Annotated in this window: 9 protein-coding genes and 1 riboswitch; of the genes, 3 read left to right on the top strand and 6 right to left on the bottom strand. The window is 43.5% G+C overall.

The features are described from left to right. Positions 1–203: 203 nt before the first annotated feature. The 5 genes from CFK37_RS09660 to CFK37_RS09640 all read right to left on the bottom strand — a co-directional run bounded on the left by CFK37_RS09660 (position 204) and on the right by CFK37_RS09640 (position 7,844). Positions 204–1,946, bottom strand: coding sequence for a sigma-54-dependent Fis family transcriptional regulator (locus CFK37_RS09660; protein ID WP_172840486.1), 1,743 nt, complete (start codon positions 1,944–1,946; stop codon positions 204–206). Positions 1,947–2,148: 202 nt separating this feature from the next. Beyond that, the gene (locus CFK37_RS09655) at positions 2,149–2,970 is read right to left on the bottom strand and encodes a C40 family peptidase (RefSeq protein WP_089061660.1); all 822 of its coding nucleotides are present in this window, start codon (positions 2,968–2,970) and stop codon (positions 2,149–2,151) included. A gap of 229 nt (positions 2,971–3,199) precedes the next feature. After that, entirely contained in the window at positions 3,200–5,488 is a 2,289-nt protein-coding gene (locus tag CFK37_RS09650) for a beta-N-acetylglucosaminidase domain-containing protein (protein ID WP_172840485.1), read from the bottom strand. A gap of 205 nt (positions 5,489–5,693) precedes the next feature. After that, complete coding sequence (locus tag CFK37_RS09645; RefSeq protein ID WP_089063605.1) at positions 5,694–6,287, bottom strand: class D sortase; 594 nt, start codon at positions 6,285–6,287, stop codon at positions 5,694–5,696. Positions 6,288–6,344: 57 nt separating this feature from the next. Next, positions 6,345–7,844, bottom strand: coding sequence for a M20/M25/M40 family metallo-hydrolase (locus tag CFK37_RS09640; protein ID WP_172840484.1), 1,500 nt, complete (start codon positions 7,842–7,844; stop codon positions 6,345–6,347). Between the two features lie 631 nt (positions 7,845–8,475). Continuing rightward, a riboswitch (SAM riboswitch) is annotated at positions 8,476–8,578 on the top strand. 91 nt (positions 8,579–8,669) lie between these two features. Here CFK37_RS09640 and CFK37_RS20535 point away from each other — a divergent pair. The 3 genes from CFK37_RS20535 (at position 8,670) to CFK37_RS09630 (ending at position 12,112) form a co-directional block, all read left to right on the top strand. Then, positions 8,670–8,804: a hypothetical protein gene (locus CFK37_RS20535; protein WP_281251608.1), complete on the top strand. Its 135-nt coding sequence runs from the start codon at positions 8,670–8,672 to the stop codon at positions 8,802–8,804. Positions 8,805–8,828: 24 nt separating this feature from the next. Next, a complete protein-coding gene (locus CFK37_RS09635; RefSeq protein WP_089061658.1) occupies positions 8,829–10,385 on the top strand; it encodes a sodium:solute symporter family protein in 1,557 nt (518 codons plus the stop codon). A 173-nt stretch (positions 10,386–10,558) separates the two neighbouring features. Next, positions 10,559–12,112 (top strand): arylsulfotransferase family protein, encoded by a 1,554-nt coding sequence (locus CFK37_RS09630; protein WP_245837354.1) that lies wholly within the window; start codon positions 10,559–10,561, stop codon positions 12,110–12,112. Between the two features lie 111 nt (positions 12,113–12,223). On the opposite strand, the gene CFK37_RS09625 is transcribed toward CFK37_RS09630, so the two are convergent. Then, on the bottom strand, positions 12,224–12,763 hold the full coding sequence (locus CFK37_RS09625; RefSeq protein WP_089061657.1) for a GNAT family N-acetyltransferase: 540 nt from the start codon (positions 12,761–12,763) through the stop codon (positions 12,224–12,226). Positions 12,764–12,903 lie beyond the last annotated feature (140 nt).

Genomic DNA, 12,903 nt, shown 5'->3' with positions numbered 1-12,903 from the left:
AATGATGTTTAATAATGAAACACAAATAAAATGTAAAGCGTTTACATGTATTATAATAGATCAATTTGTTATATAATGCAACATATTGTTGTGTTTTTCCATTTATTAACGAATAAATATTTTGCATTGTTGCATTTTAAAACAATAAAAAAGAACCCTTCACTAAGGATCCTTCAAACTATTATTATACTGAATGTAAAACATTATTCTTTCAGCTTTCGCCACAAGGTTGAACGGTTTATCCCTAACCTTTTTGCTGCGTTTGATTGATTATTTCCCTCTTCCTGCAACACCTGTTTAATTACTGCTTGTTCAATTTCTTCTAGCGTTCCGTTAAGTGGTAAACTTATATCGGCCACTGTTTCTTCATATTCATTCATTAAGGTTTCCACATGCGAAAGCTCGATGTAATTTGCTGTCGTCATCACACTTAATTTCCGAATCACTTTTTTAAGCTGCGAAAGGTTGCCCAGCCAGTCAAATTTCTTCAGATATTCTACCGCACCCTGCTTCATACCCACTGTTTCATTACCGTTTTCGGCATGAAACTCAGCTAAAAAGTAATCAACAAATGCCCCAATATCTTCCTTCCGATCCCTTAGTGGCGCAAGATGTAGCGTGTACTTCGAAATTTTTTGATGCAACCCGTCATTAAACCTGCCGGCATATACGAGTTTATCGAGTGCTTCTTTAGCGAGAACGATAACTTTTATGCTGTTAGGAATAGAACGGAGCAGGCTTTCCATCGCGTCTTGTATTTCCATTGGTACTGCGTCGATATCTTTGATTAAAACCGTTCCCAGCTTAATGGACAAAAGCTTTGGATGTATTTTTTCATATTCCGCCGCCGCTTTGGCTAAGCAGCTTCCCTCGATCACAACCATCGGTGAGTCCTGACCAAACCGTTCAAAATGGATTTCCTGCGCAACGCTAAATTTACCCGTACCCGGCTCACCCAAAATACACACAGGATCGTCGGAATGAGCAATCTGCTCAATATTTTTTCGTAAATTAATGGCCTGGCCGCTATCTCCAATAATCGGGATATGCACCGGATCCCCGATAATTTTAACAGCTTTGGTATGTGATTTAAGAAGCGCAGCATGGATGTTTATCCCAACTATACCCTCTGCTTTACTTACCAGAAAGGCTTGTATTTCATAACGATTCGTTTTACCTTCAATTTCAGACCACTTACTGATTCCACTTTCCAGTACCCTCTTGATTATCCTTGGAACAGCAGACGACTCCATTATTTCGTGACAGTGGCTGTCCTGCTCGTACATTAAATTCTTCGCTATTATTTCACCGTTTTTATGAAGTAAAATAACCGGGAAGGGCATGGAATTAAAGGTCTCCCGAAAATAATTGAATTGATTATTCACCCTCCGGAAAAAATGGTATACCCGCTTCCCTTCTTCGATAGCATCTGTCACCGCTTCTTTTCCGGATGTAATTAAAACGCCACGCAACCCTACCTGCTCAGCAACTTGAACCGTAATCACATCACCAATTACCACAGCGTAACCTTGTTGTTTCAGTTGTTCCAAGTGACCCCTCACTTCATTCCTGGAGGTAATCGTAATCATCTTCACATCAAATTCCAATATGTTGCAGATTGTGGCGGCCCCCTGGGAAATATTTGCATAACCAACAAGCGCCACCCCTTTCTTGATGCCACGAAGCAGGGTAAAAACACGCAGCATATCGTACCCTGTTATATCTATATGTACTACGGGTATCGATACAACATCCTGAATCATCGAAGCAGTACCACCACGACTGACGATTAACTCATATCCTTGCTTCTCCGCCAACTTTGCGACTCGAACGCCTTCCTCCAAATTGGCTATCTTTACATCTAATTCAATATCATCCGGTATATTCACTTTTTTAACCGTTTCAGCCATCCCTTGATACGGAGCAATTAAAAGTGCCTTTATCATTTTATCCCTCATTTGTTGCATATTTCAACAACACTATTATTACATATTAAGGATTTAATGTCATGTATAGGGACATGGGGATAGGGACATGGGGACAGGTCCCGCGTCCCGCTCTAAACACAAAAAAGCCAGCATCCAGGCGGGGAACCCACCAGCATGCTAGCTTTCGAATCTGGGACAAGGGACCTGTCCCCATGTCCCACTATTGAAATGATTTTGCGCCGACGTAACGGCTTTGCCAGTAGTCTGCGTCAAGGGATGTTACTTCTACGCCTGTTTCTTCTGTACCGGCATGGATCATTTTGTTGTTTCCGATATAAATACCACTGTGCGATATACCATCTTTATATGTATCTTCGAAAAATACAACGTCGCCAGGACTTGGGCTATCTACATGTGTACCATTATTTTCCCACATTTCAGCATGGGTTCTATCGAGCGGAATGCCGACTTGCTCGAACACATAGTTGATGAAACCACTGCTGTCGAAACCTTCTTGAGGTGTTGTTCCGCCAAATGTATAAGGGGTACCAACTAAACTTTCGGCAATCGAAACAATATCAGACTGAGAATCAGCCGGGGTATCTACTACCTCGGATTCTGTCTTTTGTTCAGGCGCCTCAGTAATGGTTATTCCCTGTTCATTCGTATGATCACTTGTATTTAGAGCTTTTTTTGTATGTGGTCCGACAATCCCGTCGACCAGAAGATCATTATCCTGTTGAAAATCTCTCACTGCATCGTTCGTAATTGGGCCGAATATTCCATCCACATTCAGGTCGTAACCATTGTTATTTAAAACTGATTGCACATCACTGACAGCTTCTCCTCTATCGCCTGCTGAAATGAGACCGGAACTAACAGTAACAGTTGGGACAACCACCTCTTCATTTCCTGTATTACCATTGTCCGGTGCGGCCCCATGGGCAAAAACACTTCCCGCGACAACCGGTGTAAATGCGAGCGATGTGACAAAGGCAGTTGCTCCTATGTACTTTCCTATCGAATGCTTTTTATTTTCCATTATGTATGCTCCTTTGCTGTATAGTTGATGACTATTCTAGTCTAGCAAATGAATAAAACTATGAGATTATCAGGAGGATACAATTTAATAACATTTCATTTCAAAATATGACAAAATGTGCATCGGTTTGGCCGAGTTCTTCACTTATCCCCAGGAAGTTTCCCGACTTCTTGCACAACAAAAAGGGCTGCCATCAAACAGTCAGCCCCAATTGCATATCCACTTCCTATTATCGTGCAGCTTCTGTATTATAAACTTCAAATTCCCAAATAGTAGGCTCATAGGTTGCGTCGGTAATGTTTAATCGTACTTTGGTTGTTGTCACCGGCTCAAACTGATCCACTTGAATTCTCGCAGGCACTCCGCCTGAATGGACCGTCACCCAATTCGAGCCATCCCAATATTGAATTTCATAGTTTTGGATCCGATCTCCAAAATCCTTGCATTCCCTTAATAAAGTTTGGTTAAAGGTAACACCTTCTGGGAAATTGACCACAAGCCACGCGGAGGTCACACCGCCACCGGAAGCCCACCTAGTTTTCAATTCCCCATCCACGGCTTTTTCACCGTTGACACTAGGAAGATTGTTCCAATAGTTATTCACTTCCACCGGCTGATTAAGGGCAAGGTTTGGTCCCCATAAAGTGTCCGTCAAAAATTTTCGGATGACGCCTTCTCCCATCTTTTGCGGAATTTGCTCAGATTGATCAAATAAGACCTTTAGCTTTTCTTTGTACTGACTTGCTTTGTTTGCATCATCTGCTTGCTGTGCCATTAAATAGTTAACGGCCGCTGCACCTGCCTCACCATATAATGCAAGTTTCTTGAGGTATGGCTCGGCTTCCGTTAAGAACTTTTTGTTTTCCATCTTTTGCTGAAGCTTTTCCGGAACCTGTTGCATCTCTTCGAATTCGGCAATTAACTGGTTTGCAGCTTGTTCCGCGTTATCCTCTTCGTAAGCTTCCCAAAAATCATTAATCAAAGGGGTTAATGTCAGCGATTCTTTATTATTTATCGGTGACGAATACGAGTTTTCAGCGAACGTTTTCAATGCATCCGCTGCGTCGCCCCCGAACGATGCAATGCTTCTCTCCCATGACTCTCTTGGATTGTAAGCATCTGAATTCCACGTGAAATCAGCAATCGTATACAATGAAATTTTGGAGGCCTCTGCTTCATTCATCGGATTGGCCGTCAATCCCATAACACCGTGATCCGTTAAATCAGCATCTCTTTTCACCAATGGACCGAGAAACAACCGGTTGCGATCATAGTCATTGACCGGGTAGTTGTCCCAAATTAATAAATCATGCTGAAAAATGTCCGAGACCTTTTCGGCGCCTTCAGAGGTGATACGTTCGGAAACTACTTCAGGGCCTGTCCACATGACAATGGTGTCCTCATCGACTAGATCGGCGAAACGCTCCCGGTATATTGTCGAATCATTGCCGGCATAACCGGTAGGAACCGTAATTAACCGCTCAGCCCCTTCATGTGTTTGAATAAATTCTTTGTTAAAACGATTTAACAAGTAAGCCTGTGCTGCAGCCGACGGATCCGGATCATCGCCGAATTTGGCCTTATCCTGCTCACAGTGAAGTTCATAGCTGATGTCATCCAGGAAGATTGCGTAAGAGCGCACACCCAGATCCCACACGGTCTGCATCTTATCCATTAGTAAGGAAAAATCTTCGTCCCCGGAATAGCAAATCGTGTTTCCTGGAGACAGCGAGAAAGTGAAATCAACATGATTTTCATTTGCTTTATCTACTAGCTCTTTTAACTTGTTTAACTCATCTTCCGGATAAGGTTCGCGCCACTTTTCACGATGATATGGATCATCTTTCGGCGCATAAATATAGGCATTCATTTTATTTTCACTGTAAAACTCAAGCTGGCTCAGCCGGTCTTCATGGGACCATGGCGGGCCATAGAATCCTTCAATTGATCCGCGCATCGGCATTTCCGGCCAATCAAGGATGGCTACGGATGGAACCCAATCACGCCCGGGCTTTTCCTGAATGAGCTGGTCAAACGTTTGGGCGGCATAAAACGTTCCGGCCTTATCTGACCCGGCCAAGACAATGTGCTTATTATTTGCGGCCAGAACATAGCTTTCGTCCTTCAGTCCCTGAAACCCATTGACACCTAGTTCGTCCATAACCTTGGCAGCAGAGGAATTTTTTGAAAAGTTACCGATCCAAATCGTCACTGGGGTATTCGGTACTGATTCCCCGGCATGCTTGCGGACAATGCGTTTGACATTGGCAGTATTTAGCGCTTCTACAACTTCACGCACGGCAGGCTCATCCGCATTTTCTCCAATAACCAGTCCGACAACGGGGGTTAACGGGAATCCTTTTCCAAGTTTTGTAATCTTCTGCGGTGCAGGATTAATGTTCAAAAGGTCCCCTTTTTCTTTTTCCTTTGCATAGACATGATTGTCCTGAAGTGCCACTGGTAACAATAACATGACTGCCAGGCAAAGAAGCAGGAAATTCCGACATTTTGCTAACAAAAAACATCACCTTCCTATCACTTTTTGTAATTTTTTGAATCAACTTAATCGTATCAATAGGGTGTATAGATGTCTATACTACTTTTGGTCCATAGGGACAGGTCCCCCGTCCCACTATGAATCTATTTCTTATCGCAAAACATAAAAACTAGCATCCCGGTTAACTCCCAGAATGCTAGTTTTTAGCTGTGTCAAGGAAGGCGGGTCAAGGGACCTGTCCCTCCGTCCCGAGCTCTGCCTTAACAATATAACGCTTCGGCGCATTACCGATATAGTCAAATGGATAGCACGTCGTTAGTGTAAGTGTTGGCTCCTGTTTCCTGACTATCACCGATCGATCATCCGGATCGGTGATCCATATTTTTGTGATTCTATAAGTATAAATCTCTCCTTGGTAGTTAACCGTCAATGGGTCACCCTTCACAAGATTCCTAAGTCCCCTAAATACAGTGTTGCGATGGCCGCTTAATACGGTATGACCACTGACTGAATTTGGCGTTGTTGTCCATTTGCTGACATACATGCCGACGCCCTTTCGAAGCGTCGCCTCATCTGATCCCCAAAACACATCAAAACGAGCATCGATTTTGGGTATCGTTAGTTGAGCAACCTTTTCACCTTTTTTGTAATCGTGTTTTAGTGTTGAAAGCTGATGAAACGGGAGAGACTTTTTCTCAACCTTTTCCGGCTGCCTGGCCAGCGTCGACTCCGCATCAATGGAATGGACTGATTGAGAACTTTGCCACCACGCATAACTGTTCCAAGCACAAATCAATAATCCAACGACTATTAGGGTCATGCCTGCGAGTCCCCATTTATTTCGCAACTAAATTCCTCCCTTTGATGAATAGAAGAGTTAGTTAGAGAGCTTCTTACGGAGGAAAAATAATAGGCCTCCTGCCATAGCAACGCCGAGTCCAATTAATGCATTCGTTGGATTATCGCTTGATGTTTCGGGCAATTCTCCACCCTGCTTGGTGTTTCCGGTAGAAGTACTCGCAGCGGTACCCTCTGATTTTTCACTACCTGTATCACCCTTGGATGACAATAGCGGTTCAGTTAAATCCTGCACCCCAACCAGACCAAGGGCTGTCAAAAATATTCCTTGTGGGCCAAGGTAGGCATCGGTTGGATCATACCATTCATCTAATGAGTGCGTTTGCCCCGCTGTACCTCCATACCCTAGATTCATCCCCGGGACACCCGCGCCAAAAGCATAATTGGCATCGGTCATGCCGGACGTACCGAACGTTGGCTGCTTCCCGATTGCTTTAATGGAAGACGCCGCAGCCTGAACACTTATCGCATCTTTCGGCATCTGACCACCAGGGATTTCTACCACGGTCTTGGAATCGACGGTTACGCCATCCTTGCTTCCCCACCGCTGGTTTTCATTTTTAGCGGAATCCTGGACGGTTTTCAATAATTTTTTCTTTAGCTTGTCCACATTTGGACCATCCGTTCTAAATTCAGTCAGCATACTGGCTTCTTCCGCTTTAGCGTTGACAGCTGTGCCGCCGTTAATAACTCCGACATTAAAGGTTGTTTTTGGATCCTTTTTGCCCCAATCGCTTATCTCAGCAACAGCTCGGCCAAGCGCGTGAGTCGCACTGGGCGTTTGAAAATCTCCATACGAGTGCCCTCCAGGGCCATGGTAGTTGAACTTGATGGTATATCCTGCGGTTCCGCCATGGGTAACCTCACTGGCCCCACCTCCATCTACCGTTATAAATCCATCGATATTGTCGTGTTCATCAAAGAGAGCTTTCACTCCTCGAAAGTCGTCCTCTTCCCCAACTGTTGCAACGAACATAATGTCACCAGCAGTTTGAAGATCCGCTTCGTTGAGCGCCCGGCCAACAGAAAGCAGAGCCGCTAGCCCACGTGTATCATCAGCAATTCCCGGTGCGTAAAGAATCCCATCTTTCTTGGTTACCGTTGTATCTACTCCCTCTTCAAAGGCAATATCCAGATGGGCGGAAAGAACTAACGTCGGGCCATCCCCGCTTCCCGGACGTGTACCAATTACATTTCCGGTTTCATCAATATGAACATCCTTCATGCCTAGCTCTGTTAATTCTTTCTTAAAATAATCCGCCTTCTTCTGCTCATGGTTGGGCACAGCTGGTATTTCGGTCATTTCGATTTGTTGGGAGAGGGTATTGTCCGCATCAGACTTAATAAATTCCAACCCCTTTTGGACAGCAGAACTTGAATTAATTTCTTGGTACGCCTTTTCTGTTTCCGGTGAGACCGAATAAGTAGAGTCCTTATCCGTTTGCGCATTGGCAGACATCAAAGGCAACGCCGCTATTAGGATCCCTGACAACAATACCGGAATTGATTTTTTCTTCATTTTAAAATACCTCCTTTTGTAGTTTTGATGCATAGACCGCAGAATATTGAACAACACGTTAGTCTTACAGCATTTACCACCCCCTTTAAAAATTCCAGACCTTCCCATCCCCACAGTTCTATGACCTCGCTGGAAGAGATTTCCTGTATGGCGGGACAGAGGGACAGGTTTCTTGTCCCACTTTACAAATAAGTTGGTCTTACGGGGAAAGTGGAAAAAGCACAAAGGGACTGCCAGCACAAACCTGTGCCATGCAGCCCCCTATATACTAAAAATCTCTGTGAGCAAATCTATTATTTTGGCGATCTTCCATTAAAAAACTAGTAAACTAATGTCTAATTAATGTAAAAGATTACTATCCATCCGACAAATTGTCAAACTCTTCATACTCTTCAGGATAAAATCAGTTAAATAGACCCACATTCCTTACCACTCTATGATAAAAAAAGACCAGTTCATTCGCATTAATGAAAAAGCTGGCATTCCAGTTTAGTTTCTGGGGTCTAGCTTTGTTTACGCCCATAAGCTGGGACAAGGGACCTGTCCCCATGTCCCTTTATTAAGGAACGCTTGACATAAAACACTACTTACGTATATGCTAGTTACTATTATTAATTGAATATATGTAATTTTCTTATCCAGAGAGGTGGAGGGACTGGCCCTTTGATACCTCGGCAGCAGACTAGTTTAAGTACTGTGCCAACTCCAGAAAGCGTTATGCTTGAAGATAAGAAGAGTGACCAGCCACAAACAACGGCATTTTAACCTCTTCTTTCATTTAAAGAAGAGGTTTTTTTAATTATCAAAATGAAGGGGGATTCTTGGATGTTTATTGCAATCATGATTTGGATTGGAACGATGCTGTTTAGTTTTGTATTAAATACTTTCCTCTGTTACAAGGTGGAAAAGTCGGGTGTCAAGCGCTGGGGAGCCACCGGGCGAATATTTAAGTATAAATAATAGAGGATTGAGGTGACTGAAACGATGTGGTACATCATAATTTTTGGCTTTTATGTTCTTTTTCTTATCTGGACAAATGTTAAAAGCCTGAAAGCGGTAGAATCATTGGATGATTTTACGACTGGCGGGCATCGAATGGGATTGCTATTGGGAATCGGTACAACAGCTGCTACCTGGGTAAGTGTGGCGTCTGTAATCGGGGTGCCCGGCTATTTATACAGTTCGGGTGTGGCAGCAATTATTGGCTGGGTGGCTGGCTGGGCCTTTGGCGGGGCCTTGATACCAATTGTTGCCTATAAAATAAGACGACCAGAAACGCCGGCAAGAACATTCCCGGAATTTATTCGCTTCCGGTTCGAACCGTTTATGAAAAAGAGCAGCCTGCAAGCGATCGTTGGTATTTTAATGTTACTTGGTTATCTGCTGCTAGTTAATATCCAGATCATCGGCTTCGGAATTGTGTTTTCAACGATTACAGGAATTGATTATAAAATTGCTATTTTTGCTTTCTTATTATTTATCTTGCTTACAAGCTTTGGCGGATTTTGGTCCGTTGCAGCCACAGATACACTCAACACAATTCTAATTATGATCGGCGTCATCTTAACATGTGGTGTGGTCTTATCAGTAACCGGTGGAATGGATAATATCGTAGAAACGCTTTCGACTACTACTGCACCTACATATGTAGGCGGTCCGTCACTGGAAGAGGGAATCTTACTTTCTCCACTTGGGACGTTTGGGCTTGCGACATTGTTTTCCATTTTTATTTCAAACTCATTAGGAACTCCTTCATCCCCACACTGGGTAGCACGGATGCTGGCTCCAAAAAATATTAAAGTAGCAATTTTACAGATCATGGGAACAATCGTTGTTCTAATCTTCATCATGGGACCATTAATCGTCATCGGACTAGGCTCAAAGGTTCTTATTCCAAGCATACCTGCTGGAAAAACGACCGACTACATTGTTCCATTGATTATCCAGGAGTACACACCTGCCATCATTGGAGCGATAACACTGGTTGCGATTTGTGCAGCCGCTATATCGACGGCAAATTCTATGCTTCTGCACTGTGCGACTTCGCTCTATTATGATGTGTATTTAAATATATTTCCTAAGAGAATTAGTGACAAAGGGTTTAAAAATTGGCTCAGGGCAAGTATTTTTGGAATTGCCATCATTGCAGTGCTTCTAGCTATTAAACCACCATGGTTCTTAGCAATGGGATTTGTTTATATTTATGGTGGGTTTGGCGCCGCATTCTTTTGGGTCGTCTTCCTGGGTCTTTATTGGAAACGAATGAACCGGGCAGGAGCATATGCAGGCATAATTATTGGTGCCGTCGTGTATGTTATCGCCAAGACAATCGGCTTACCGCTTCCATTTGTAATATCTGTTTCCACCTCTTTAATCGGTGTTTTGCTTGCTGTCTATTTAACGAAAAAGCCACCTCTCGAAGCGTATGAACCATATTTTAATGCGGAAATCAGCGATTCCACTAGGAAGGTGTTTGAAGATATTCGGAATGACAGTGATGAAGAGACGGATGACCCTGATTATGGTGAGGCAGCGAAGTAGGGACAGAGGGACAGGTTCCTTGTCCCTGTTGGACCCGAATGGGCAAGGCACCTCTGTCCCTTTTTGAATAAACAAGTCAACTCTCTTTCCATATGATAATTATGTATAAATAGCTGGAACCCTCAGTTAATTAGGTTCAAAGCATATTATGGTGATTAAAAGGAGAGATGAGCTTGTGTAATTTTGATGAATTTAGTCCGGCTTCAACCGCTGGAACTAATGACTGTTGCCCTGAAAACACTGGATCAATCAATTGCTGTTCATACGAAAAGGTTTCTAGTTCACAAGTGTGGGATTTTGCCTCGGCCCCTCACTTGCATCCCATGAAGGTCACCGTAAATGTAAATAAACCCGGAACGGCTCCCGGTTTCATATTCGTTGCACCATATGAGTATTACAGTACACCCACGGTTGGACAAACGGGCTCATTGATTATGGATCAAGCGGGTAATCCAGTCTGGTTCAGACCTTCTGATAAATATACACAAAATAGGGACTTCAAGGCGCAATCTTACTATGGGCATCCAGTTCTAACCTTGTGGCAAGGAACAATAGCAGGTACATTGTCTGCACATCCCGATCTGCCTCAGGGTGAACCGCTGCCCGGCGCTTATTTTCAAATTATTAATCAACATTACCAAGTGATACGAACAATCACCGCTAAAAAGGGATACACTGCTGATAACCATGAGTTTATCATTACAAAGCGAAATACCGCGCTATTTCTAGCAATTAAACATGTACCTGCAGACTTGTCACCGTTTGGGGGGCCAAGGGAAGGTTATATTCGAAATTACTCTATTCAGGAAATTAACCCCGAAACAAATGAACTCGTTTTCTTTTGGGATGCGCTTTCCCATGTTAACCCGGGCTATTCCAACGTGCCTGCCTCATCTGCAATGGAGTCTCACAATATTTGGGATCCCTTCCATTTAAATTCTGTCGAAGAGGGGCCGGACACTACACTTCTGATCAGCATGCGTGATATGTGGGGCATTTATAATATTGATAAGAGGACAGGAAATATCATTTGGCAGCTTGGTGGAAAGCAAAGTGATTTCACCTTTGATTCGAATGCTACATTTTCCTGGCAGCATCATGCGCGTTATCGTTCTGGAACGAAGATCAGTTTGTTTAATAATGCTTGTTGTGGGGCGACTACTCCCCCTGAGGGAACATCACATGGATTAATTCTTCAGCTTGATTACACAAACATGACCGCAAAGGAATGCCAATCGTATTACCATGATCCAGCGCTTTACGTTGATCATCAAGGTAATATGCAACAACTGCCTAACGAAAATCAGTTCATTGGATGGGGAGTGAAGCCCTTTCTTTCTGAATTTAAATATGCCGGAAATACAAAAAACAATCCTTCATTGAATTTGATATACGATATGCAGATGCCAAATCACACGTATCGAGCGTTTAAGAATGAATGGGTAGGTTTGCCGCTTCATCCACCAGATATCGCGGTTGAGACCATCCGTAAAGATAAATCGATAGTTTTTGCATCATGGAATGGTTCAACTGAAACCGCAGCTTGGCAGGTTCTAGCTGGTTCAACACCTTATACCATGTCAGTGGCAGTATCCACCACTCCACGCACCGGATTTGAAACAGCTATTCCCATTTATGCAGCCGGCCCATACTTTCTAGTCCATGCATTGGATTCACGCGGCAGGGTAATTGGCAGATCAAGAATGGTTTATCCGTGTAATATATAAAGCAACATTTCCCGGGAAATATTTGCAAAATAATTGGCAGGGTGACTTTATTCGACTTCAGGACGCAAGTAGAGTCCCAGTTGGCAGCAAACAGAATTAAAGTATTCGATGCTACCTTAATTCTTTTTGAAATACGACAAACTGGCGGGGAATAGCTAGCATCTTCGTCAATTTCGGAAACGCGGCATCAATGGGTTCCATATGTATAGGATGATAGCCGATACGTTCATACCAGTTCCTCAAAATTAATTTGGCTGGGTGAGAACCTTTCAGAGGTATTAATAATTCAAGTTGCATCTTATGAAGGTGTTCTTTTTGGCACTTTTCCTCAGCAAAGCGAACTAACCTTCGTCCAATCCCAGTCCCTTGGTAGCCATCATCTACAGCTAGCATTCCGAATTCCCCCGTTTCTTGGCCAATCCGTCGAACACGGACACACCCCAGAATTTGCCCCATCGACCGGGCTACCGCGATCTCACCTTCACGGGTGAACCCAGCCATTTCCTCCTTTGTCGTACGGACTACCCCGCGCATCCAAAGGCTTCCCTCAGATGCCGCATACACACGGTTGACGATGTCCGTAACGTGCTCCATGTCCACTAAATTGGCACTCGCATTAAAAGGCAACATTTGTATCTCAATTGATTGCATAATGAGTGGCACCCCCCATTTCTGTTCAAAATATTATTTTAATCCAATTGCCTGATTTTTTCACTAACCAAATACAAAAAATAGCCGGGGTTTACTTACTTTACTATTCACCTTCCCTATAAATACTTGAAGGAATATGG

Origin of the sequence: Virgibacillus phasianinus, from assembly GCF_002216775.1 — a bacterium.
Classification (GTDB): Bacteria; Bacillota; Bacilli; order Bacillales; family Amphibacillaceae; genus Virgibacillus_F; species Virgibacillus_F phasianinus.
The sequence above is the reverse complement of the archived record's forward strand: the minus strand, read 5'-3'. Positions and strand labels throughout refer to the sequence as shown.